The following is a 23,268-nucleotide window of genomic DNA, read 5'->3' as shown; positions in this document are numbered from 1 at the left end:
ACCCATAGGCGGGTGAAACAATTGTAACGAGATTCTGGTCTCGCAACCTGGTCCTTGTGTTAGACAGCTCATGAAGGTGCAAGAGAGCGACGGCATGGATGCAAGCGCGACAAGACCGGTGATTGCCATCATCGATGATGACGCGGATGTGCGCGAAACCCTGTCTGCTCTCATGGAGGCAAGCGGGTTCGAACCGGTTGCGTTTCAGGACAGCGACGGCTTCAAGGCGGCTGGCAGTCCCCAGGATTTCGACCTCGCGCTGATTGACCTGCGCCTCAAGGGCGAATCCGGTCTGACCCTTGCCATTCACATTCGCGAAACCAGCGAGCTTCCAATCGTCATGCTGACCGGTGTGGGCGACGAGATCGACAAGATCATCGGCCTTGAGACAGGCGCTGACGACTACCTGATGAAGCCGTTCAATCCGCGCGAACTCGTCGCCCGCATTCGCGCGGTTCTGCGACGCTACGGGCATGGCGTTTCAGCTGCGAAAGCCGGCAAGGATCAGGAGATCATCTTCGGCGACAAGAGGGTGAACCTGAAACGCAGGGAACTGCTTGACGGCAACGGCGACGAGATTCCGCTGACCAATGCGGAATATGTCCTCCTGGAATATTTCGTGAAGAACCCGGACCGGATCATTCCCCGTACGGACCTGATGCGCGAGATCGGCAGCGACATGCAGCGCTATGTCGACCGGACCATCGATGTCCTGATCCTGAGGCTGCGCCGCAAGATCGAGAATGTTCCGTCCAAGCCCGTTCATCTGCAGACCCGCCGCGCACAGGGATACATCTTCGTCCTGCAGGCGGACGGACCATGAGCACGTCCCGGCTCCGCCAACCCAGCATCCGCTCGCTGCTGCTTTCCTCCATCGGCCTGCTTCTTGTCGTGGTCATGGTTGTCGGGGCCATTGCCCTCATCACTCTCAACAGCGCCGAAGAGCAGCTCGGCACATTTCACGACCAGACCTTGAGCGACGTTTCCGACGCCCTGGAACTTTCCGGCAACGCGTCGAAACTGGCCGCCTCCGCGCCCTTTCTGATGACGCTAAGCCCCAGCTTCCAACTGGAAAGCGAGGCCGAACGAATTCTCGCAACGCTTGATCACATCGAGACACTGGGTGGTGGCGATCCCGACCTCATCAGGCCTCTTGCCCGCATCCGGGTCGCGATCACCGATCTGGCCCGCGCAATGGTTCCACAAGGCAGGAACGCTGCAGAACTCGCACTGATCGATCAGGATCTGGAGCGCCTTCAAAAACGCTTCCGGAGGCTCGCACAGTCTCGGGACCAATCGCCTGAGGACCGTCAGGACTGGTCAGCCCTGCAGCAACTGGTCATGGCTGCCATTGGTGCCTTGCGCAGTCAGGAGCTGATCAAGGTCGGCGAGCAGCAAAGCAGCTTCCGGCGTATCCGTCAGGACATTGCTTCCAATGCCCCTGCCGCCGTACGCGCCGCCTTGGCCGAGGTCGATGACGCCGTGATGCGGCGGGGCGACCTGTTCTCGCTGCGTTATGCCAGCCTCGCTGCCAAGCTCGATGCCGAAAACGCACTCTTCCGTATTCGCACCGAGCTCGCGCAGGTGAACGCCTACGCCCTTCAGAAGGTGACGGACACAAAGCTGCGGCTTCGCGATTCACGCGACAAGACAACGACTAGCATTACCTTTGCAAAGGCCGTCATTCTTGTCCTGACCGGCATCAGTTTGATTGTTGCCATCGGCTCCGCCCTGTTTGTCTCCCGCTACGTGGTTCGCAACCTGCACCAGATCACCGCAGTCATGCGGCGGCTGGCGGCTGGAGATCTGAAGGCGCGGCTCCCCAAGAAGGCAAGCTCGTCGGACGAAATCGGGCAGTTGTCAGAGGCCTTCCGCAAGTTCCGGTCCAACGCCCTGCGCCTGGAACGGAAAACCAGGGAAGTCTGGCGTCGAAACGAGCTTTTCATCACCGTTTTCCAGAACATAAGCGACGGTGTCGCGGTCCTGTCGCCAACCGGGCAGATCCTGGCCGAAAATGATCGTGTCCGGGAGTTGTTGCGCCTTGAAAGGGCTGGCCGCGGCAAACGCATGAATTTGCCGGAACTTCTGGAAAAGTCACCGTTCGAACGCCGTGCCAATGAAAACGACCGCGCCGGATTTGGCGAATACGCCGACACCACCGGCCGCGTGCTGGAAGTGCGCCAGTCTGCATTGCCCGACGGCGGCTCGGTTTGGCTGTTTTCCGAAACGACGGAACGCAAAAGGATCGACGAACGGCTGGAAGAAATCCGGCGAGTGGAAAGCCTCGGCAAGGTGACAGGCGAAGTTGCCCATGACTTCGGCAACATTCTGTCCACGATCTCCGGAAATCTTCACATGCTGGAGGGCGAGCTTACCCCCAAGGCCTCCGTGCTGAAGGCGAGGATCAATGACGCAGTCGAACTCGGTGTTTCGCTGATCGAGAGGCTTCTGGCCTTCGCCCGCAAACAACACCTTGCCCCCATCGAAACCGATATCGCCGTGATTGCGGAAGGCATGGAAGACCTGTTGTCGATGGCCCTGCCCGAAACCGTAACGCTGACGATCAGGTGCGACGAAGGCCCGATGCATGCGCGGATCGACCCCGGCCAGCTGGAAAGCGCCATCTTGAACCTGTGCGTCAATGCAGGTCAGGCCATCGAAGACGAAGGACATATCGAAATTGCCGTGACGCGGCAGACAGACGGGACGATCTCGCTATCGGTGCAGGATGATGGCTGCGGTATGGATGCAGATACGTTGCGCCAGGCCGCAGAGCCTTTCTTCAGCGCCCGCGCGAATGGTGAAGGCACGGGCCTAGGGCTGTCCATGGTGCACGGATTCGCGCACCAATCAGGCGGCACCATCCACATTGCATCGCAGCCGGGGCACGGAACCTGCGTAACGTTGACCTTTCCCCAGCAGCCTCGTGGACAAACCGCCCATTCTGTCGAGACCGTGGCCGGGATCGGGATCGGGCACGCTCTTGTGGTTGATGACGACCGGAGGTCGGCAGCTGCAATATCGGACCTCATGACAAGGTTCGGGTACAAGGTGACGACAGAGCATTGTTTTGAGGATGCCAAGGTCAGGATTGGCCGCGACATGCCCTATTCCATCATGGTGACGGACTTGCAGCTCGACAATGGTCACTCGGGCTGGGACCTTGTGGCGAAAGCTCTTGATATGCACCCCGATTGCCGGGTCGTTGCCGTTTCGGGGCATCTGCCACAGGACGACCAGTTTTCAGAAAGATTTCCGGAACGTTTTTCGAAGCTGCCCAAGCCGGTGGATGCGGAAGCACTGGCCGAAAAGATCGGGATGCAGCTCAACGCACATGCCTGAGCAGGCGCGAACCGAACCGAAGGCTCGGTTCAGATCAAACGAAGACCCGTGCCAGTGTCGCGACCGCGAGCGCAGTTGCGGCCCGCTTCGGGCCTGCAAGATCCGACGTGGTTCCGCCAGGCACCATCAGGTTGATCCGGTTGAGGTCCGTTGCATCCAGATGATCGAGATCGGCCGATTTGGCGGCTTCCTCGGCCGACAGGCGGATTTCGTCGAGCATGCGCACAAGGCCCTGCCAGATATGGATAGGAGGAGCCTCGCTCGTATTGCACCAGCGAAGAATTTCATCTTCAGATACATTGAGTACCATCGCAGCCTCACTCGTATCGAGACCGAGATATGTCATCATATCACTGAAGTTACTCATTCTTTTCCCCAAGACGCTCTGCGCCCCAAACACCAGAACCTACATTTTGCACTGCAATATGGCAAAAATCCAGTTCTTTACGGGAATTGAGTTAACCAATGCGCCGGCAAAGCAGGCGGGCAGCAACGCAATGCTGCGATTCTTGGCGGTTCTCTTGGTATTTTTGGCAAGAGGGTCCCATTGCAATTGACCAGCGCACTAGGTGGAAGAGCCAATTATCTGAAATATCTGATGAAAATTGATATCGGTGGAAAACGGTCGCCTGCCCGATTGTCCGGTTCGGTTAATGATAGGTTTATCCGACCAAATCAACCTGACCAATTGTGCCGCCGGACTCTTTGATGAAGTTCAAGGGAAAATCCTTCATTGCCATCGTTCTGAGCCCGGAGCCGCCCTTCGCGGACTGGTTCCGTGAAATCGACCGGATCATCGAACGCTCGCCGGGATTTTTCATCGACCGGCCGATCATTCTGGACGTTCGGGGAACCAAGATTCCGATTGAAGAGCTGGAACAGCTTCTTGCCGAACTTGCCGAACGCTCGATCCGGGTGATGGGAATTGACGGTGTCGCCGGAACACGCCTGAAAGCCGGCATGCCGCCGAGCTTTTCCGGTGGCCGTCTGGCGTCCGACGTGGATGTCCCGACCCCTGCGAACGCTTCGGCCGTGGCTGGAAACGGTTCTGAAACCGAAAAGCCAGACGCCAAGGACGCAGATGGCTCGGCCAAGAGCACAACTGCAAAGTCCAAGAAGACAGCCGCTGAACCCAAAGCCAAGGTGAGCAAGGCAAACGGTGACAGCGATGTCGAACCGGAAGCGTGGGAAACCTCGCCGGCCAGCATCGCAAGCGGATCTTCCATCGTGATTACCGAACCGGTGCGCTCGGGCCAGAGCATCCTGCATCCGGAAGGCGACGTCACTGTCATCGGCTCCGTGAGTTCCGGCGCCGAAATAATCGCCGGTGGCTCGATACACGTTTACGGCGCCCTGCGCGGACGTGCATTGGCCGGTGTCGCAGGGAAGGACAGCGCCCGTATCTTCTGTTCCAAGCTGGATGCGGAGCTGGTTTCCATCAACGGGCTCTACAAGGTCGCGGACGATTTCGATGGCGCCCTGCGCAACGCACCCGCGCAGATCCGCTTCGAAAACGAGACCCTCGTCTTTGAAGAGCTGAACTAACCACAGGGCCGGCTGCAGAAGGCCGCCGGACTGACAACAAAAACAGGACGAACACCATGAGCAACGCTACTGTCGTTGTGGTCACGTCAGGCAAGGGCGGCGTGGGCAAAACCACCACCACCGCAGCTATCGCCTCGGCGCTTGCCAAAGAAGGCTACCAGGTCTGCGCCATCGACTTCGACGTCGGATTGCGCAACCTCGACCTGATCATGGGTGCGGAACGGCGGGTCGTGTTCGACCTCGTCAACGTGGTGCGCGGCGAAGCTTCGATCAAACAGGCGCTGGTGCGCGACAAGAAGCTGAACAACCTCTACCTGCTTCCGGCTTCCCAGACCCGGGACAAGGACGCATTGACCGAAGAGGGCGTTGCCAGCGTCATCAGCGAATTGCGGATGTATTTCGACTGGGTGATCTGCGACAGCCCCGCGGGCATCGAACGCGGCGCAACGCTGGCCATGCGCCATGCGGATGAGGCCATCATCGTGTCCAACCCGGAAGTGTCGTCCGTACGCGACTGCGACCGGATCATCGGCCTGCTCGACGCGAAGACCAAGATTGCCGAAGACGGTGGTCGGATGCCGAAGCACCTGATGATCACCCGTTACGACACCGAGCGTGCCAAGACCGGTGACATGCTGGCAACCGACGATGTCGTCGACATTCTCTCCGTTCCACTTATCGGCGTCGTGCCGGAAAGCAAGGACGTGCTGAAGGCGTCCAACGTCGGTCTGCCGATCACGCTGTCGGACGAAAATTCGCCAGCCGCAAAGGCCTATACCGAGGCCGTGCGCCGTCTGCTGGGTGAAAATATCCCGGTCACCATCCCTGAGGAAAAGAAGGGCCTGTTCGGCAAGTTCTTCAAGGGGAGGGCCGCATGAACATCCTGAGCCTCTTTGGCAAAAGAGGTGAAAGTGCCTCTGTTGCCAAGAACCGGCTGCAAATTCTGCTGGCGCACGAACGGGCCGACGACGGCTCCGACGCGGTCCTGATCTCAAGTCTGCGGGAAGACATCCTGGCTGTCGTGGCAAAGCGCGTTGCGATCGACCCGGACTCCGTCCGTCTCGAAATGGACAGGACCGGTGACGTCACCACGCTCGGCATCGACATCGAATTGCCGCCAGCGAAAGCCTCCTGACGTTCAAGACCGGCCTTCTGGCCGGTCTTTTCCTATCAGCCCGGCTGAGCTGCCGACTGAATGGGGACATGCCGGAAATCCAGCAGGTCGGAAGAATAGACCGCGACCTGTGCCCTGCCCCGCCGTTTCGCCGAATAAAGTGCAACATCCGCCTGGCGAAGCAGTTCCGAAGGCTTGTGCGAAAAAGCGACGCCGACACTGGCTCCGAAGGTATAGGTAGCACCGTCCAGGTTCACCGGCCGGCTGAGTTGTTCCACGATCGCCCGGCTTGCCGAAAGCACCCGCTCGCGCCGTGCCCTGCCGAACACAATGACGAACTCATCCCCGCCCAGCCGGACAACCGTGTCGTCCGCATTTACAAGGCCGGTCAAAGCTTCCGCGACATGCAAAAGCACCAGGTCCCCTGTTTCATGGCCGTAGGTGTCGTTTATTTCCTTGAACCGATCAAGGTCGACATAGAGCAGCGCGTGACCGTCCGCCAACGGCTTGACGTCTTGCAGGAGTGCCAGCTTTTCATCCAGCAATCGCCTGTTGCCCAACCCCGTCAGAGGGTCGCTCCTGACCTGATTGGCCAGCAGTTCCTTGACCTTGTCCGCCTGGTGTTTGGCTTCCGCAAGTGCCCGGACTGTATCTGTTGCACGGTGGAAGAACATGCGCGCGGACAAGAACATGCCGAGATAGACCGCCAGCACCCCAAGGGCCAGAAGAGGCAACATCCGAAATCCGGCCAATTCCGGGTTCCAAACGAAAAACCCGAGGTGCCGCCTGTCCACGGTCTCAATGTCGTATCCAGCCTGCCAGAAGGCCGGGGGTATTTGCGCCAACCCAAGACCGGGCAAGTGATATTTCTCCGCCATATCCGCCAGGACTGAGGCATTGATAGGCCGTGCGAAGACCAGCACATGATCGGTACTGGTGTCGCTGTCCTCCGTGTAGGACGTCAGCAAAACAGCGCTGGCGAGGTAAAGCGTCTCAAGGTTGCCAACCAGACCTGTTGCCGGAACCGGCGCCTCATCCTGCGGCGTATTTCGGGCATCGGCAATCAGAACGCTCATCGAAGGCCCATAGCGAACCCGCAAGTCCGTATTGGCGACCTTGCCTTCCACCACATGAACCTTGGGCTGGTTGTTGCCATCCAGCAGGTGGATCCCGTCGATCTGCAGTTCTTCCTGCATGTAGTCGACAAAGGTTTCCCGTATCCAGGTCATGTCAAAGGATTCGACAAGGTTTTCGACCGCGTCGTTCCAATAGCCGTACTCAAGCGTGATGTCCGCCAGATGATCGGAGCGATCGCCAAGCATGGCCGTGAAAATATGCTCTGAAGATCGGATGGAATTGCGGTCAAGGGTCCAGGAAAGGAACGACACAAACGCCATCAGGCTCACCGCGCTGATGATCACGGTTATCCAGAACGGCTTGGACAGACGGCGGATTTCTACCGCTTGCGCTTCGCCCTTGGCCTTTTGAAGCGGCGGCGAACCATGCCCGACAGGCTCGTATCGCACTTGCTTATTCGCTCTCTTAGCTGCATTCCAGCTGGAAATACCTATATTCCGGCAGCTGCAAGTATCCTAGAGAAGCCTTTGAGCTCTATCAACACAAGAAATATTATTTAAAATCAATACTTAGCCAAATATTTCACAAATACTCGAACTGAAAGACAGTCACCGTTAAAAATTACAATAAATTATCTTCAAAATAACTCTCATGAATCCGTATTAGTCACGAGCCAACTTCTCAAACTCGAAATCGTTTCTTGTGAAAAACCCAAGCGAGGTAACATAGCCCCCCATGGACAGCGCACGGTTCGTGGGGCGCGGCAAAGCGCCGGATGAAGGCTGAGGCCAACCAGGTGGTCCGGCGCCCATGCTCATTCCTCTCAGCCCCTGAGGTCGCCCCAGCTCAATGACACTGAGGCTCAGTGGAAGGAAAAAGGCTGGAGCCGGATTTTCCGGTTACGCCTCGTAGACGATCTCGCGCGTTTCGCGGAATTTCACGTCCGGGAATTTTTCGGTTACGTGACCGATTTCCCAGGCGTTCTTGAACAGGAACACCGGCTTGTCGTCACGGTCGTTGGCGATCGACATGCGGTGGCCTTCCAGCATCTTCTGCAGGGTCTGGCTGTCGGTTTCGATCCAGCGGGCGGTGGTGTAAGGCACTGCTTCGAAGCCGATTTCAGTGCCATACTCCGCCTTCAGCCGATCCACCACGACATCAAGCTGCAGTGCGCCGACCACGCCGACGATCCAGTTGGAGCCGAGATCCGGCTTGAAGATCTGCACCAGACCTTCTTCGGCCAGGTCCTGAAGGCCCTGGCGCATCTGTTTGACGCGCATGGTGTCGGACAGGCGTACGCGACGCAGGATTTCCGGTGCGAAGGCCGGCAGGCCGGTGACGTGGATGTTCTCGCCCTCGGTCAATGTGTCGCCAACACGCAACTGGCCATGGTTGGGAACACCAATGACATCGCCCGGATAGGCAAGGTCGGCGATTTCCCGTTCCTCGGCAAAGAAGAAGATCGGTGCGGAGACGGCAATCTGCTTGTCGGCGCGAACGTGCTTCAGCTTCATGCCGCGCTTGAAGGTGCCGGAGCACAGGCGCACGAAGGCAATGCGGTCGCGGTGCTTGGGGTCCATGTTTGCCTGAACCTTGAAGACGAAGCCCGTGACCTTGTCTTCCTGCGGCATGATTGTGCGCCCGCCTGTCGCCGGCTGCGAATGCGGCGGCGGGGCGAAGTCGGCGATGAAATCGAGCACTTCCTCGATGCCGTAGTCGCGCAGCGCCGAGCCGAAGAAAACCGGCGTCAGGTGCCCTTCCAGGAAGCTTTCCTTGTCGAATTCGGCGTAGCCTTCGGCGCCCAGTTCGACGTTCTCGGTCAGTTCATCCATGATCCGGTCGAACACGGTGCCGGTCAGAACCTCGTCATCAAGACCGGAAACGTCCTTGGTCTGGGTAAAGGCACCACCGCGCTCGCCGTCGGACGTGTGGAATTTCTTCTTCTGCCAGTCATAGACGCCGAAGAAGTCCGAGCCCATCCCGACGGGCCATGTCTGCGGAGAGACGTCGAGAGCCAGTGCCTCCTGTACCTCGTCCAGAATCTCCAGCGCATGCCGGCCTTCACGGTCGATCTTGTTGACGAAGGTGATGATCGGGATGTCGCGCAGGCGGCAGACTTCGAACAGCTTGCGGGTCTGTGTTTCGATACCCTTTGCAGCGTCGATCACCATGATGGCCGCATCGACCGCAGTCAGCGTGCGATAGGTATCTTCGGAGAAGTCCTCGTGACCCGGAGTATCGAGCAGATTGTAGACGATGCCCTTGCGCTCGAACGTCATGACGGAAGACGAGACGGAAATGCCGCGTTCCTGCTCGATCTTCATCCAGTCGGACCTTGCACGGCGGCGTTCGCCGCGGGCGCGCACTTGGCCCGCCGCCCGGATCGCGCCGCCTGAAAGCAGCAGCTTTTCGGTCAGGGTCGTCTTACCGGCATCCGGGTGTGAAATAATCGCAAAGGTGCGCCGGGACTGATAAGGCGCCGTGCCGTTTAGGCCAGTCATGAAGATCTCCTGATCCCAAATCCGGCGGGGCCGCGCAAACACGCCGGGAAAACCGGGGCGCAACCTTCCACTCAGAGCCGGACGGATTGATGTTTCGTTGGCGGAAGGTCATAGAGAGAATTCTTGAAGATTTCCAGTAGAGAATCGCCGATTTGCCCCGACAGTCCGAGGAGACCCCATGAGCCGAAGCAAATGTCTGATCGTCGGCCTGGTGATGATTGCCGCCACAGCGGCCATTCTCCTGGCCATGGGGCGGATCCCGATCTGTGATTGCGGCTATGTCCTGTTGTGGACACCGGCCAGCGATGTCGCCGGTTCCTCGCAACATATCGCCGACTGGTACACGCCCTCGCATATCATCCACGGCTTCCTGTTCTATCTGTTCCTGTGGCTGGTTTTCAGACACAGTTCCGTCGGTGAGCGCGCGCTCGGAGCGATCTTCATCGAAGCAGCCTGGGAAATCGTCGAAAACAGCCCCTGGATCATCGACCGGTACCGCGAAGCGACCATTGCCGTTGGTTACACCGGTGACAGTGTCCTGAATTCCGTCTTCGATATTCTCTGGATGCTCGCCGGCTTCTTCTTTGCCTGGCGCATGCCGGTCTGGGTGACGATCCTGGTCGGGATTGCCTTCGAACTGCTCGCGCTCTGGGTGATAAAGGACAATCTGACGCTGAACGTTCTGATGCTGGTCTACCCGGTCGAGGCGATCAAGGTCTGGCAAGGCGGGTAGGCACTGCCACCTGCTGCCCCCCTCCTACGCCGTTATCGTTGAGCCTGGCGAGAGAAATACATCCGAGTGAAGCTCAGAGCTGAAACAGCTTGTGCTTTTTCAGAAGCTCGATCAGCACCTCGCGGGCATCCTGACGATGAAGATGATGGCGCTGGCGTGCTGCCTGGGCGTCGCCCTTGCGGATCGCGTCGAAGACAGCCCGGTGGTCTTCGTTGGACTTGACCGGCAAGGGGCGAATGTAAAGCGTCATGGCGCGTGCCCGGCGTACCTGATTGGACATCATCGAGACGATGGACTGAACACGCGAGTTGCCACCGAGGCGGACAAGCTCCGTGTGGAAGGCATCATCGGCTATCGCCCAGGCTTCCCGGTCCTCACGCTCCAATGCATCTTCCATGGCCTCGATCGCCTGCTTGAGATCCGCAAGATCCGTTTCCGAATAGCCTTGTTCAGCGGCTTCTTCGGCAGCAAGGCTCTCCAGTTCGGTCAGGATGGCGTAGATTTCCTCCATGTCCTTCAACGACAAGGTGGCGATGCGAACACCCTTGCGTGGTCGCACCTCCAGAAGGCCTTGCTGGGCCAGCATCAAGGTTGCCTCGCGCACCGGTGTGCGGGACATGCCAAGCCGGTCGGCAAGTTCGCTTTCGAGATGATCGGAGCCTGCCGCCAGTTCACCGTCGAAAATGAGCTGGCGGATCTGCTCCATGGCCTGGGTGGTGATGGTCTTTTGTTTCGGAGCCTCAAGCACAGTCAAACTCCCGGATTTTCTGCCCCTTGCGGTCCGACTCATAGATGGCCTGTTCGATTGCAATCACCTTCAGGTAGCTCCGCGCCTCGTTTTCCAGCGGCTTTCCATCCAGGAGACCGTCTACAACATGGCTTATCAGATTCTTGACGCAATCGCCGCCAAAGCCAGGCCAATCCTGTGCCGCCAGCAGAAGAGTTTCGTCCTTGTCGCCGAAATGACGCAAGCGCACCGAGCCGTCGCCTTTCAATGTCAGCGTTCCCCGGGTGCCCTCCAACAGAGCTTCACCAAGTGTGGTTCTGCAATTTTCGGCGGCGTGGTCCAGAAGCCTGTTGCCGTCGAAGAGCGCTCTCACCCCGTTTGAATAGTCGAAAATGAAATAGCCGGCGTCCTCTCCCTTGATGGCCGGGTTGAGCCTGCGAAGATCCGCATAGACCGCCTCGGGCTCGCCGATCAGGTAGCGAAACGTGTCGATCCAGTGAACGCCGGTTTCATGGATCAGCAACCAGGGCATTTCCTGAAAATACGGCTGCCGGTCCAGATAGGCTGTCGGCCCCTGCCCGTCCCCTGTGCGCAGCCGGAAAGTTACCTGAAGCAAATCGCCAAGCAGTTGCCGTTCCAGAGCCTGTCGGATTGTCCGGTACCAGGGCTGAAAACGGAAGTTTTCATGGATGACGATGATCACGCCGGCTTCTTCTGCCAGCTTCGTTGCCTTCCGGGCTTCCTCGAGCGAGGTACAGAACGGTTTCTGGCAGATGATTGTCTTCACCCCCTTCCTGATTGCAAGCTCGATGGCGCTGAAATGCGTCGGCGGCGGCGTGATGATGTCCAGCAGATCGGGTTTCGCCATCTTCAGCATGCACTCCAGATCACTGAAGGCAGTCAGTCCAGTGGCCTTCGCCTTCGCGGGATCCTGATCACAGGAACCGACCAGCCGAACCCGTTCAACCCTGCGCCAGGCATCGTAGTGAAACTGGGCAAAGTAGCCCGCTCCAAGACAGGCAACGCGTAACGTGTCCGAGACGCCCAGGTCTTTTGCAGAGCCTTCGTTCATCTTTTTTCGTCCTCCCGCACACTCCTGAAATCGGCAGAAGACCCGAAGGCTTTCCCTGTTTCGAAGCGGCAATTCCATCATTGGATTTTTGATAGTCGACATTAGCGTCGTTGACAAGGGATTGGTTAGCGTATACGCAATCGAATGTGTAAATTGATACGGCCTTGGAGCGGCCGTGGGAGGAGATTGAAATGCTTGACAAGAAATCCTTGAGCCGCCTGCTGATGAGCGCGGCAATTCTCACAATGGGCATGAGCGGCGCGCAGGCTGTCGAAACCTTGCGATTCAGCCATACGGACAACCCTGGCGGATCCCGTCAGCAGGCTGCAGAACTGTTTGCGGAGAAGGTCGCGGAATATACGGACGGCCGTTACGAAGTTCAGATCTTCCCGTCCGGATCGCTCGCAAACGATCCGAAAGCCATTGAACTGCTGCAGCTTGGCGGCATCGACTTCACGGTCTCGGCCACGGGCAGCTACGCCACGCACATGCCGACGCTGAACCTCACGGCCATGCCCTTCCTGGTCGACACCTACGAGCAGGGTTGGGAACTCTATGACAATTCCGAATGGCTGCAGGGAGAATTCGCCAAGCTGCCGGAAAAGGGTTTCCGGGTACTGTCGACGTGGGAAGCCGGGTTCCGCAGCTTCACCACCAACGAACCGCTGAATTCGCCAGAAGACGCCAAGTCCATGAAAATGCGCGTCTTCCCGAACGACATGATCCGCTGGTCGATGGAAGCCATCGGTTTCCAGACGGTCGTCATGCCGATTACCGACGTCTACATTTCCATTCAGCAAGGCATCGTCAACGGCCAGGAGAACCCGGTCGACACCATCAAGTCACTGCGGTTCTATGAAGTTGCGCCCTACATCACGCTGACACGCCATGTCTACAGCCCTCTGCCCCTGACGGTGGCCGAAAAGACCTGGCAGTCCTTTTCCGACGAAGACAAGGAGGCCGTGATGAAAGCTGCAGCCGATTCCGCAGCCTTCAGCCGGAACCTCGTCAAGAGTTCGGTCGAAAGCCAACTCACGGAAATGCAGGAATCCGGCGCCAAGGTCAGCGTTCCCGATATCGCGCCGTTCCGCGAGGCGGTGCAGTCGGTCTACGCAAAGGCCAAGGATGTCTACGGCGAGGAAGCCGTCGACCAGATCCTTTCAGATGCGGCAGCGATCCGCGAAAAACTCCCGGCCCAGAACTGATCAGGCAACGAGATCAACGCACGGGTGATCGAGCCGGTTGCCCGTTCAACAGTTGATCGTTTCTTGTGGGTCGGAGCGCCGAACGGCGTTCGAAAGAACGCAGGGTGCTCCGGGGCTCAACTGCCGGAACCGCACGTCACGCGGCGGTTCCGGCCCTTTTCAAGAAGAGACGACCCTTGGATTACCGAGATCACTATCCGGCTGCGCTTCGCTGGCTCAGTCACCTGGTCGATATATGCCTGGCGCTCGGCGGCTTTTCGATCGTCACCCTGGTGTTCTGCAACGCCTGGCTTCGCGGCTTCGCCGGCTTCGACCTTGCCTGGTCGCTGGAAGTGACCAGCTTCCTGCTGCTCTGGAGCACCTTCATCGGTTGTGCGGCAGCGGTTGCCCGGGGCGCGCACATGCGCGTTACCGAAGTTGTCGAGAAACTGGTGCCGCTGACGGGTCAACGTGTCTTGTCGATCGCAATCGACGTGATCATCGTCGTCCTGCTGCTCAGCCTGATCTACACCGGTGTCAATATCTCGGTCCACACCTGGGCACAAAAGACAACGGTTCTCTACTGGCCTGTCGGTCTGCTCTACGCGTCCATGCCAGCCGGCATGACACTGACCCTGATCTTCCATCTCTTCAACATGGTCTACGACCTCAAAAATCCTGTCGTTCCTCATGCAGCGCACTCAGATGGCGGCGAGGCCCTCTCATGATCCTGATCTTCGTTGTTGCGGTCTTCCTGACCTCCGTTTTCATCGGCATTCCGCTGGTCTGGGCAATTCTGATCACCGCTGTCCTGCCGATCATCGTCTTTGATCTCGGCTATCCCTTGCAAGCGCTGTTCCTGAATTTTATCGGCGGGGTGGAGCCGAACCACTTCCTTGCGATCCCGCTCTTCATCGTCGCCGGGGAAATGATGAGCCGCGGTGGTGTCGGCTTGCGCATCATCGGCTTTGCAAGGGCTGCCTTCGGCTTCATGGCAGGCGGGCTCGGCATGGTCGTCGTCGGCGCATCCATGATTTTCGGCGGCATTTCGGGTTCGGCCATTGCCGACAGCGCAGCCATCGGTTCGGTCATGATCAAGAACATGTCCCGCGAGGGCTACAACACCGCCTTCGCCGCCGGTCTGGTGGCTGCAGCCGGGACGATCGGCATCATCATCCCACCATCCATTCCGATGCTGATCTACGGCTTTGTCGGCAACGTTTCGGTTGCCGATCTCTTTCTCGGCGGCATGGTTCCCGGCATTCTGTTCGGCGCCCTGTTCATGGCGGTTTGCTATTATGTCGGCAAGACCACCAAGTGCGACCCCGGTGGGCGCACCACGACCTTCAAGGAATTGACCAGTTCCTTCATCGGTACCGCCCCTGCCCTGTTCATGCCGATCGTGATCCTCGGCGGCATTTTCACCGGCTGGGTAACCCCTACGGAAGCCGCGGCCCTTGCCGTCGTCTACGGCCTGTTCGTCACAACTGTTGTCTACCGGGACTTCAAACTCCGCGATCTGCCGCGTCTTCTGATCGACAGCTTTGTTACCAGCGCGGTGGTGATGGTCGTGATCGGTGCAACGACAGTCCTTGGCTGGCTGATCACGCTTGAGCAGATGCCCCAGATCCTGGTCGGTTTCGTGCAGGCGTTTTCAACCGGACCCTGGATGTTTCTGTTGCTGGTCAACGTCGTGCTTCTGGTCCTCGGTCTCGTTCTCGATCCGGTTCCTGCGATCCTGCTGACGGCACCGCTGTTCCTGCCGACCGCACAAGCCTTCGGTGTCGACCCGGTCCATCTGGGTGTGATCATGACCTGCAATGTGGCCGTCGGCCTGTTCACACCTCCGGTTGGCGCAACACTTTATGTTGCCTCGCGGATATCCGGCGTCGGTGTTTTGTCGATCGCCCGCAACATGGCACCGCTCTACATAGCCGCAATCGCCGCCCTGCTCGCCGTGACTTACATACCCTTCCTTTCGATGGGTATGGTGAACCTGTTCCGCTGAGGAGAACAACATGTATGCCGTAACGGTGGTGTTTCAGATCAAGGCCGAGGCGGTGGAGGATTTTCTGCCGCTCATGATCGCAAACGCCGAAGCGTCCCTGAAGGACGAACCCGGATGCCGACAATTCGACGTCTGCACCGACCCTGATCGCCCCGGCGATGTGTTTCTCTATGAACTTTATGACGATGCCGACGCCTTTCAGGCGCATCTGCAAACCCCTCACTTCAAGTCGTTCGATGCAAAGGTTGCCGGGATGATCGCGCAGAAAACGGTTCGAACCTACGCGAAGGTGGCCTCATGAGCCCCTGGCAGGTTTTCGCGGTCAAATATGCCGACAGGAATGCGCGCACGCGCAAGGACAGTTTCCTGTTCGACGACAACCACGACCAGCCACACGAGATGGATTACTTCATCTGGGTGCTGCGGCAGCAGGACGAGATCATTCTGGTCGACACAGGTTACGACGGCGAGGAAGGCGCGCGGCGCGGCCGTCCTGTCCGGCTCAATCCGGTAGAGGCCCTAGCCCCTCTCGGCATTGAACCTGAGGCAGTGACGACCATCATCGTCACCCATCTGCATTATGACCACGCGGGCGGCTTGAAGCATTTTCCCAATGCCACCATCCATCTGCAGGCAGCGGAAATGGCTTTCGCCACAGGTCCCTGCATGTGCCAGGGCGCGATGAAGGCTCCCTACACCGCGGACCATGTCTGTGAAGCTGTGCAAAGGCTCTACTCTGGCCGGGTAATCTTTCATGAAGGAGATGGCGAAGTCCGGGAAGGACTTACAGTTCATCGCATTGGCGGGCACAGCAAGGGATTGCAGGCGGTTCGTGTACTGACAGAAGCCGGCTGGATGTGCCTGGCTTCCGACGCAGCCCACTACTACGAGAATTTCCTGGAAGCCAAACCGTTCCCGATCGTTGTCGACATGCAGGACATGCTGGATGGGTTTGGAACCATTCAGCACCTTGCCAGCTCGATAGACCTTGTTGTGCCGGGACATGATCCCCTGGTGCGAACGCTCTTTCCGCAACACGGCCCGGAACACATCTTCCGTCTCGACCGTGGTCCGTTCAAGGGGATCCGCTCATGAAGCTGGGCGTGATCGCGGATGATTTTACCGGAGCCTCCGACATTGCATTGATGCTGTCGGAAGGCGGCATGACGGCGGCTCAATATGTCGGTGTGCCCGATGTTCCGGCACTTGCGTCGGTGGACGCCGGCATCATCAGTCTGAAGTCCCGAACGATCCCAGCTGCAGAGGCAGTTGCCCAGTCCCTGCGAGCCTGCGACTGGCTGACCGCTCAGGGATGCAAGCAGATTGTCTTCAAGATCTGTTCGACGTTCGATTCGACCGACGAAGGCAATATCGGCCCTGTGGCGGAAGCCCTTGCCGACAGGCTTGGCGAGACATGTGTGATCGTCTGCCCGGCCTTTCCGGAAAACGGACGAACCGTCTACCAGGGACATCTCTTCGTCGCAGACAGGCTTTTGAGCGAAAGCGGCATGCGCCACCATCCGTTGACGCCAATGGGCGACCCGGACATCCGGCGGGTGCTGGCTCGTCAGACGTCCTGGGCAGTCGGTCATGTCTCCCTCGATCACGTGGCAGATGGTCCGGCCGCAATCAACCTCGCCTGCCCTGCCGACGGCAAGTCGATGGTGATTGTGGATGCAATCCGCAACGATGATCTTGCGACCATTGGGCGGGCAATCGCTGCGCGAAAGCTTCTTGTCGGGGGCTCGGGCATAGCCCTCGGCTTGCCCAAGAACTTTGGCCACACGCCTGCGGCAGCGAACTGGACCGGACATTCGGGCAACGCCGTGGTTCTGTCTGGTTCGTGTTCAATGGCAACTCGCGCCCAGGTCGCGCGCTACAAGGCCATTGCCCCCTCGCGTGAACTGACTGTCGACGACATCATGGCGAAGACACTGTCGGTGCAGGAAATCGCCGGCTGGGTACTTCGCCAGGACGCTTCGCCCCTGCTTTATTCCTCCGCCGACCCGGAGGTGGTGGGTGCTGCCCAACAAAAACACGGCAGGGAAAAAAGCGCGGCGGCGATTGAGGAGTTTTTTTCCGATCTGGCGGCGTCGCTGTTCAACGCCGGTGTCAGCCGAATGGTGGTCGCCGGCGGCGAAACGTCAGGGGCCGTTGTTTCCGGTCTCGGGGCAAACACGCTGGATATCGGTCCGAAGATTGCGCCGGGTGTTCCCGCGCTCAAGGTGAGCGGTCAGCCGCTGGCGCTGGCGCTGAAATCCGGCAACTTCGGTGGCCCGAACTTCTTCTCCGAGGCGCTCAGCGTTCTGGAGACAAGCCGATGAGCGAAAGCGCAACCACCCGCGAACAGATTTGCCTGATGGCAAAATCGATGTTCGACCGTGGTTTGACACATGGATCGACCGGCAATCTCTCCGTTCGTCTGTCGGATGGCACATTGCTCGTTACCCCGACCGGCTCCTCCATGGGGTTTCTGGACCCGGCCCGGATCAGCCATCTTTCTGTCCAGGGCGAACTGCTTTCGGGTGACAGGCCGACGAAGGAAATCCCGCTTCACACGGCCTTTTACGAGACCCGCCATTCGGCAGGTGCGGTCGTGCATCTGCATTCGTGTCACTCGGTCGCACTTTCCCTGTTGCCGGAGATCGATCCGGACAACGTTCTGCCACCCCTGACGGCCTACGGGATCATGCAGCTCGGCAAGGTGAAGCTTCTGCCGTTTTTCGTGCCGGGAGATCCGGCAATGGGAGACGCGGTCCGAGGACTTGCGGGCCGTCGCTCTGCCGTTCTGCTGGCCAACCACGGGCCCGTTGTTGCCGGCCGGGATCTGGCCGCCGCCGTCCATGCCATGGAAGAGCTGGAAGCAACAGCCAGGCTTGCCCTTCTGCTTCGCGGCACTGCCGCAACGGCGCTCAATCCGGACCAGATCGGCCGGATCGTCGAGCGCTACGACGTTGATTGGATTTGAGGAACAGTCCCATGAAAATTGCCCTGATAAAAGGTGACGGTATTGGCGTCGATGTGGCGGAAGCAGCCATTGCCGTGCTGGAAACAGCCTTGAAGCACACGGGAGAACCCGCGCCCCGCTATGACGAGATCCAGGCAGGGGCGGGTTACTTCAAGGAGACTGGCCTCGACATCGAAGACGGCGGAGAGGAACGCGCGGGGCTTGCCGATGCAATTTTCCTTGGGGCCATCGGCCTTCCCTCGATCCGACATGCAAACGGCACGGAGATCTCGCCGCATTTGCGCCTGCGCGATCGCTTTGGGCTTTATGCGGGTGTTCGCCCGGTCAAAGCCTATCCCAACGCACCGCAAAGGCTCGCCGATCCGCGCGCTGCCGGTATCGATCTCGTTATCCTGCGAGAATCAACCGAAGGGCTGTTCTACTCTGCAGCAGCACACAAGCGCAGCCTCGTAGTCAATGATGACGAAGTGCAGGACGTTTTGCGCATCACGCGCAAAACCACCACCAAGCTGCATCGCTTTGCATTCAACCTTGCCCGCAAACGGCGCGAGCGCGGCCATCCGGGCAGGCTCACCTGTGTCGACAAGGCGAATGTGTTCACCTCTCTGGCCTTCTTCCGCCAGATCTTTGACGAAGTGAAATCGGAATTTGCCGACGTGCCTGTCGGCTACAATTACGTCGACGCACAAGCGCTCGACCTGGTGCGCAAGCCCTGGGAGTTCGACGTTCTGGTGATGGAAAACATGTTCGGCGACATTCTTTCGGACCTTGCCGGTGGCCTGGTGGGTGGCATGGGCATGGCCGCCTGTGGGGAGATCGGCGACACCACCGGATTGTTTCAGCCTGCCCACGGCAGCGCCCCCGACATCATGGGAGAAGACAAGGCCAACCCGCTGGCCGCGATCTTGAGTGCTGCGCTGATGCTGGACTATCTCGCCGAGAAGTTGGACAAGCCCTCCCTTGCCGATGCCGCAGACCTGATCAACGGCGCTGTCGACACCGGCTTTCAGGAAAATGTGTTGCGACCGATGGAATTCGGCGGTGACATGGGAACCAGGGCGGTCACGAACCAGCTCCTTACGCTTATCGGATCATCGACTGCGATCAGAAGGTCTGCCAGCGCCTAATGCGCACTGGCATCACGCCCGCAGCACGTCACTTCAGCTTGCGCGAAATGCCACCACAGCTCTCGCGCACGATGAGATCCCCGTGGAGCAGATGAGTGCGCGTTTCCAGGGACCGGTTCGCAAGGCGATCAAGCAGGATTGTCATGGCCTTTTCGCCGATATGTTGCCGGGGTTGGCGAATTGTCGTCAATCCGGGCGTGAAATTGTTGGCAAAGGGAATGTCGTCGAAACCAAGCACGGAGAAATCTTCTGGGACTCGGTAGCCACGCAGTTGAAGTGCCGAGATGACCCCGATCGCGGTGTTGTCGTTGAAACAGAAGAAAGCGGTCGGCAGGTCGTCCTTGATGAACAGCCGTTCGACGGCGGCACGCCCGCTCTCGCTGGAGCCGTCGCCCTCCACGCGCCAGTCGCGCAGTGCCTCGGGTGATTCTTTCAACCCCTGCAGATATCCGGAATGGCGAAGATCACTGCGGATGTCGGCGGGCCCGCCGGAAATATAGGTGATCCGCCGGTGCCCCAAGGAGATCAGATATTCGGTCGCCACCTTGGAGGCCGCGACATCATCCACGCCGACGTAACTGATTTCGGGGTTCGAGACCGGACGCTCGGTCGCAACGATCGGCGGCAGGTTGGTGAGCGGTGTTTGTGGCTGTCCGGCAACCGGAATATGCCCTGTCAGCAAGACAAGCCCGTCGGCCATGCCCGTCGACAGGAAACGCAGGTAGTTCTGCTCCAGTCCGCTGGTACCTTCGGTGTTGCCGATGAGGACACCATAACCACGGTCGTTTGCCGCTTTTTCCAGCCCTGTCAGAATGCCGGCAAAGTTTGGATCAGCAATGGAAGACGCCAGCACCAGCACCATCTGCGAGCGCTGCATGCGCAGGTTCTGCGCCATGGCATTGGCGGTGTAGCCGGTTCGGGCAATGGCGGCCGTAACCTTCTTGCGCGTGCTCTCGGCAACCTTCTCCGGCGAGCGCAAGGCCCTGCTGACGGTCGCGATGGATACGCCCGCCAGTTTCGCAACGTCTTCAATGGTCGCCGGCCGCTCGCCCGGTTCGCTCATTTTCTATTTCCAGACATGCTGCGGTGCGGCCTCGTGGTAAGTCCATGAATCGCAACGCCATCTACGCTGTATAGAACGCATTGCACATAATGAAAAGGTTTACAGAGGCCAATGTAAAGGTTTACACGATCCATGAAAACGTTTACATCAAACGCACGGTGCCATTGAGGAAGAGGGCTTTGGCGCCTTGGGAGGAACAAGAATGAGCGTGGACACCACTGCTCCGGCAGCGGTCATCGAGGCCGTGAACATCAGCAAATCCTTTGGGCCGGTTCCCGTGCTGTTCAGTGTCAGCATGGACGTCCGCCCTGGCGAGGTTCATGCCCTGATCGGCGAGAACGGTGCCGGCAAGTCGACGCTGATGAAAATCCTCTCCGGGTTTCATGATCCGACCTCCGGCCAGATCCGTCTCGACGGCAAGCAGACCGACCTGCCCGCGAACGGTGGCGCAGAGAAACTCGGCGTCGTGCTGATCCACCAGGAGCTCAACCTCGCCGAACAGATGACGGTAGAGGAAAACGTGTTCCTCGGCCGCGAGATCAAATCCAACGGTTTTCTGGACAAGGCGGCCATGCAGGCAACCGTCCGGAAGTATCTGGACGAGATCGGCCTCGACATTTCCCCGACCGATCGCATTTCCGACCTTACCATCGCCCAGAAGCAGATGGTCGAGATCGTCAAGGCCGTCAGCCGGAACGCCCGCATCCTGATCATGGACGAACCAACCGCCGTTCTGACCGAGGAGGAAACCCAGGTTTTCTTCCGTCAGGTGGAAAAGCTGAAAGAAAGCGGCGTCGGCATCGTGTTCGTTTCGCACAAGCTCAACGAGGTGAAGGAGATTGCCGACCGCGTCACCATCCTGCGTGACGGTCAGTGGATCGACACGCGTGCCTCCAGCGATCTGACGCCGGACATGATGGCCCAGATGATGGTTGGCCGGGAGCTTTCCGACCTCTACCCGCCCATGCATGAGGCAGACGTCGATGCAGAGCTCGTTCTGGAAGTCCAGAACCTGCGTGCGCCGTCCGTCGACAACGTCAGCTTCAGCCTGCGCAAGGGCGAGATATTGGGCTTTTCGGGTCTGATCGGCTCCGGCAGGACCGCAGTCTTCGAGACGATTTGCGGCCTTGCCCCGTTTGAAGCAGGAACCATCAGGCTTTTTGGACGCGACACCGGCCCCATGACCGTCGCGCAGGCACGGGACCTTGGTTTGGCCTATCTCACCAAGGACCGGAAAGAAAAAGGACTGCTTCTCGACAAGAAGATGCGGCCAAACCTGACCCTGTTCGCCCTGCCGAAATTCGTCCGCAATTTCGGTCTCGACAGCAAGGCGGAAGAAGACGCGCTCAACCGTGCCATCCGCCGCTTCGATGTTCGGGCCCGCGACAAGGAAATCACGGTCGGCAAGCTGTCGGGCGGCAACCAGCAGAAGCTGCTGCTCGCCAAGATCATGGAATGCGATCCGAAGATCGTCATCATCGATGAGCCGACCCGGGGTATCGATGTCGGCACGAAACAACAGATCTACCACTTCATCGCAGCCCTTGCCGCCGAAGGCGTTTCGGTCGTGGTCATCTCTTCGGAAATGCCGGAAATCATCGGTATTTGCCATCGGGTGGTGGTGATGCGCGAAGGCCATATCACCGGCGTTCTGACCGGCGATCACATCAACGAAAACGAAATCATGCGCTACGCCGCCGGGCTGAAACGGGAGGAACTCCATTGACCATGATGACCGCGTCTGACGATACAGCGGCCAAGCCGGCCAAGAGGTCTTCCATAGACTTCAAGACGATTGGCCCCGCAGTTGCCCTTCTGATCCTTTGCATCATCGGCTTTCTGCTGAACCCTGCCTTCGTCAGCGAAGGCAATCTGACCAACCTTCTGACCCGCTCTGCCTTTATCGGCATCATTGCTGTCGGGGCGACCTTCGTCATCACCGCCGGAGGCATCGATCTGTCTGTGGGGTCCATGGCGGCAGCCATTTCCGGTGTCATGATCATCATCATGAACAACGCTGTCGAAACCATGGGCAGCGGCGTTCCGACAGTTCTGCTCGGCTGCGGCCTTGCCATCGTGCTGGGCATCGGGGCCGGCTGGGTGAACGGTGCCCTGACCACCAAGGGCAAGATCGAAGCCTTCATCGTGACGCTCGGCACCATGGGCATCTATCGCTCGCTGGTGACCTACTTTGCAGATGGCGGCACCCTGTCGCTCAACTTCGATATTCGCGGAACCTACCGGCCCGTCTATTACGACACGTTTCTGGGCCTGCCCTTCCCTGTCTGGGTGTTCATCGCGGTTGCCATCTGCGGCTGGCTGTTGCTGAACCGTACCGCGTTCGGCCGCTATTGCACGGCCATCGGTTCGAACGAGGCTGTCGCCAGATACTCGGCGATCAACGTGGACCGTGTGAAGACGCTTACCTATGTCATCCAGGGCCTGTGCGTTTCCTTTGCCACCATCATTTACGTGCCCCGCCTCGGCTCGGCGTCCGCGTCCACCGGCGTGTTGTGGGAACTTGAGGCGATCGCCGCGGTCATCATCGGCGGTACGGTGCTTAAGGGTGGGTATGGCCGGATCGGCGGCACCATCCTTGGTGCGCTCATTCTCACCACCATCGGCAACATTTTGAACTTCACCGATGTGATCTCGAATTACCTGAATGGAACCATGCAGGGCCTGATCATCATCGTCGCAGTGTTTCTTCAGCGCAGTGACTGGAAGCTCCGCAAGAGCAAGTAAGCCCCTGACCTGATTTCAACCGAACCGGGACCCGTCCCCAATTCAAATACCGGATCGCACCG

The 23,268-nt window shown here is 58.9% G+C and carries 22 protein-coding genes; 16 read left to right on the top strand and 6 right to left on the bottom strand.

What is annotated here, in order from left to right; translation table 11 throughout:
* Positions 1–70 precede the first annotated feature (70 nt).
* Both J7447_RS02895 and J7447_RS02890 read left to right on the top strand, forming a co-directional pair.
* Positions 71–823: a response regulator transcription factor gene (locus J7447_RS02895; RefSeq protein ID WP_023000016.1), complete on the top strand. Its 753-nt coding sequence runs from the start codon at positions 71–73 to the stop codon at positions 821–823.
* The gene (locus tag J7447_RS02890) at positions 820–3,342 is read left to right on the top strand and encodes an ATP-binding protein (RefSeq protein WP_209168692.1); all 2,523 of its coding nucleotides are present in this window, start codon (positions 820–822) and stop codon (positions 3,340–3,342) included. The genes J7447_RS02895 and J7447_RS02890 overlap by 4 nt, the downstream gene beginning before the upstream one ends.
* Before the next feature lie 34 nt (positions 3,343–3,376).
* On the opposite strand, the gene J7447_RS02885 is transcribed toward J7447_RS02890, so the two are convergent.
* Positions 3,377–3,709, bottom strand: coding sequence for a hypothetical protein (locus tag J7447_RS02885; protein WP_139314017.1), 333 nt, complete (start codon positions 3,707–3,709; stop codon positions 3,377–3,379).
* Between the two features lie 341 nt (positions 3,710–4,050).
* Here J7447_RS02885 and minC point away from each other — a divergent pair, with 341 nt between their 5' ends.
* From minC to minE, 3 genes are read left to right on the top strand one after another with little or no spacing between them, the layout of a single operon-like run.
* A complete protein-coding gene (minC, locus tag J7447_RS02880) occupies positions 4,051–4,887 on the top strand; it encodes a septum site-determining protein MinC (protein ID WP_209168691.1) in 837 nt (278 codons plus the stop codon).
* Positions 4,888–4,943: 56 nt separating this feature from the next.
* Complete coding sequence (gene minD, locus J7447_RS02875) at positions 4,944–5,765, top strand: septum site-determining protein MinD (protein WP_006939389.1); 822 nt, start codon at positions 4,944–4,946, stop codon at positions 5,763–5,765.
* The gene (gene minE, locus J7447_RS02870) at positions 5,762–6,022 is read left to right on the top strand and encodes a cell division topological specificity factor MinE (RefSeq protein WP_023000012.1); all 261 of its coding nucleotides are present in this window, start codon (positions 5,762–5,764) and stop codon (positions 6,020–6,022) included. Before minD ends, minE begins: the two co-directional genes overlap by 4 nt.
* Before the next feature lie 35 nt (positions 6,023–6,057).
* Here the strand turns inward: minE and J7447_RS02865 are convergent, their stop codons facing one another.
* Together J7447_RS02865 and J7447_RS02860 are read right to left on the bottom strand one after the other, a co-directional pair.
* Positions 6,058–7,527: a diguanylate cyclase gene (locus J7447_RS02865; protein ID WP_206905322.1), complete on the bottom strand. Its 1,470-nt coding sequence runs from the start codon at positions 7,525–7,527 to the stop codon at positions 6,058–6,060.
* Positions 7,528–7,977: 450 nt separating this feature from the next.
* Positions 7,978–9,579 (bottom strand): peptide chain release factor 3, encoded by a 1,602-nt coding sequence (locus J7447_RS02860; protein WP_031268973.1) that lies wholly within the window; start codon positions 9,577–9,579, stop codon positions 7,978–7,980.
* 178 nt (positions 9,580–9,757) lie between these two features.
* Here J7447_RS02860 and J7447_RS02855 point away from each other — a divergent pair, with 178 nt between their 5' ends.
* A complete protein-coding gene (locus tag J7447_RS02855) occupies positions 9,758–10,312 on the top strand; it encodes a DUF2585 domain-containing protein (RefSeq protein ID WP_209168690.1) in 555 nt (184 codons plus the stop codon).
* A 73-nt stretch (positions 10,313–10,385) separates the two neighbouring features.
* On the opposite strand, the gene J7447_RS02850 is transcribed toward J7447_RS02855, so the two are convergent.
* Positions 10,386–11,060: a GntR family transcriptional regulator gene (locus J7447_RS02850; protein WP_023000008.1), complete on the bottom strand. Its 675-nt coding sequence runs from the start codon at positions 11,058–11,060 to the stop codon at positions 10,386–10,388.
* Complete coding sequence (locus J7447_RS02845) at positions 11,053–12,111, bottom strand: Gfo/Idh/MocA family oxidoreductase (RefSeq protein WP_286188892.1); 1,059 nt, start codon at positions 12,109–12,111, stop codon at positions 11,053–11,055. The genes J7447_RS02850 and J7447_RS02845 overlap by 8 nt, the downstream gene beginning before the upstream one ends.
* A 191-nt stretch (positions 12,112–12,302) precedes the next feature.
* On the opposite strand from J7447_RS02845, the gene J7447_RS02840 reads away from it, so the two are divergent.
* From J7447_RS02840 to J7447_RS02805, 8 genes are all read left to right on the top strand, one after another.
* A complete protein-coding gene (locus tag J7447_RS02840) occupies positions 12,303–13,316 on the top strand; it encodes a TRAP transporter substrate-binding protein (RefSeq protein ID WP_209168688.1) in 1,014 nt (337 codons plus the stop codon).
* Positions 13,317–13,492: 176 nt separating this feature from the next.
* Positions 13,493–14,023, top strand: coding sequence for a TRAP transporter small permease (locus J7447_RS02835; RefSeq protein WP_055658483.1), 531 nt, complete (start codon positions 13,493–13,495; stop codon positions 14,021–14,023).
* A complete protein-coding gene (locus J7447_RS02830; RefSeq protein ID WP_023000004.1) occupies positions 14,020–15,303 on the top strand; it encodes a TRAP transporter large permease in 1,284 nt (427 codons plus the stop codon). The genes J7447_RS02835 and J7447_RS02830 overlap by 4 nt, the downstream gene beginning before the upstream one ends.
* A gap of 10 nt (positions 15,304–15,313) precedes the next feature.
* Positions 15,314–15,604: a putative quinol monooxygenase gene (locus J7447_RS02825; RefSeq protein ID WP_023000003.1), complete on the top strand. Its 291-nt coding sequence runs from the start codon at positions 15,314–15,316 to the stop codon at positions 15,602–15,604.
* A complete protein-coding gene (locus tag J7447_RS02820; protein ID WP_209168687.1) occupies positions 15,601–16,398 on the top strand; it encodes an N-acyl homoserine lactonase family protein in 798 nt (265 codons plus the stop codon). Before J7447_RS02825 ends, J7447_RS02820 begins: the two co-directional genes overlap by 4 nt.
* Positions 16,395–17,627: a 3-oxo-tetronate kinase gene (gene otnK / locus J7447_RS02815; protein WP_209168686.1), complete on the top strand. Its 1,233-nt coding sequence runs from the start codon at positions 16,395–16,397 to the stop codon at positions 17,625–17,627. Before J7447_RS02820 ends, otnK begins: the two co-directional genes overlap by 4 nt.
* Positions 17,624–18,271: a 3-oxo-tetronate 4-phosphate decarboxylase gene (otnC, locus tag J7447_RS02810; RefSeq protein ID WP_209168685.1), complete on the top strand. Its 648-nt coding sequence runs from the start codon at positions 17,624–17,626 to the stop codon at positions 18,269–18,271. Before otnK ends, otnC begins: the two co-directional genes overlap by 4 nt.
* Positions 18,272–18,282: 11 nt before the next feature.
* The gene (locus J7447_RS02805; protein ID WP_022999999.1) at positions 18,283–19,398 is read left to right on the top strand and encodes an isocitrate/isopropylmalate family dehydrogenase; all 1,116 of its coding nucleotides are present in this window, start codon (positions 18,283–18,285) and stop codon (positions 19,396–19,398) included.
* Positions 19,399–19,426: 28 nt separating this feature from the next.
* Here the strand turns inward: J7447_RS02805 and J7447_RS02800 are convergent, their stop codons facing one another.
* Positions 19,427–20,461 carry a LacI family DNA-binding transcriptional regulator gene (locus J7447_RS02800; protein ID WP_055658472.1) on the bottom strand — a complete coding sequence of 345 codons (1,035 nt, stop codon included), beginning with the start codon at positions 20,459–20,461 and terminating at the stop codon, positions 19,427–19,429.
* 202 nt (positions 20,462–20,663) lie between these two features.
* Between J7447_RS02800 and J7447_RS02795 the strand changes: the two genes are divergently transcribed.
* A complete protein-coding gene (locus J7447_RS02795; RefSeq protein ID WP_055658470.1) occupies positions 20,664–22,187 on the top strand; it encodes a sugar ABC transporter ATP-binding protein in 1,524 nt (507 codons plus the stop codon).
* Positions 22,188–22,189: 2 nt separating this feature from the next.
* The gene (locus J7447_RS02790) at positions 22,190–23,206 is read left to right on the top strand and encodes an ABC transporter permease (protein ID WP_022999996.1); all 1,017 of its coding nucleotides are present in this window, start codon (positions 22,190–22,192) and stop codon (positions 23,204–23,206) included.
* Positions 23,207–23,268: the final 62 nt, after the last annotated feature.

Origin of the sequence: Labrenzia sp. R5_0, assembly GCF_017743835.1 — a bacterium.
GTDB classification, from domain to species: domain Bacteria; phylum Pseudomonadota; class Alphaproteobacteria; order Rhizobiales; family Stappiaceae; genus Roseibium; species Roseibium algicola.
Note: the sequence above shows the minus strand (reverse complement) of the source record. Positions and strands in the feature narration are given on the sequence as shown.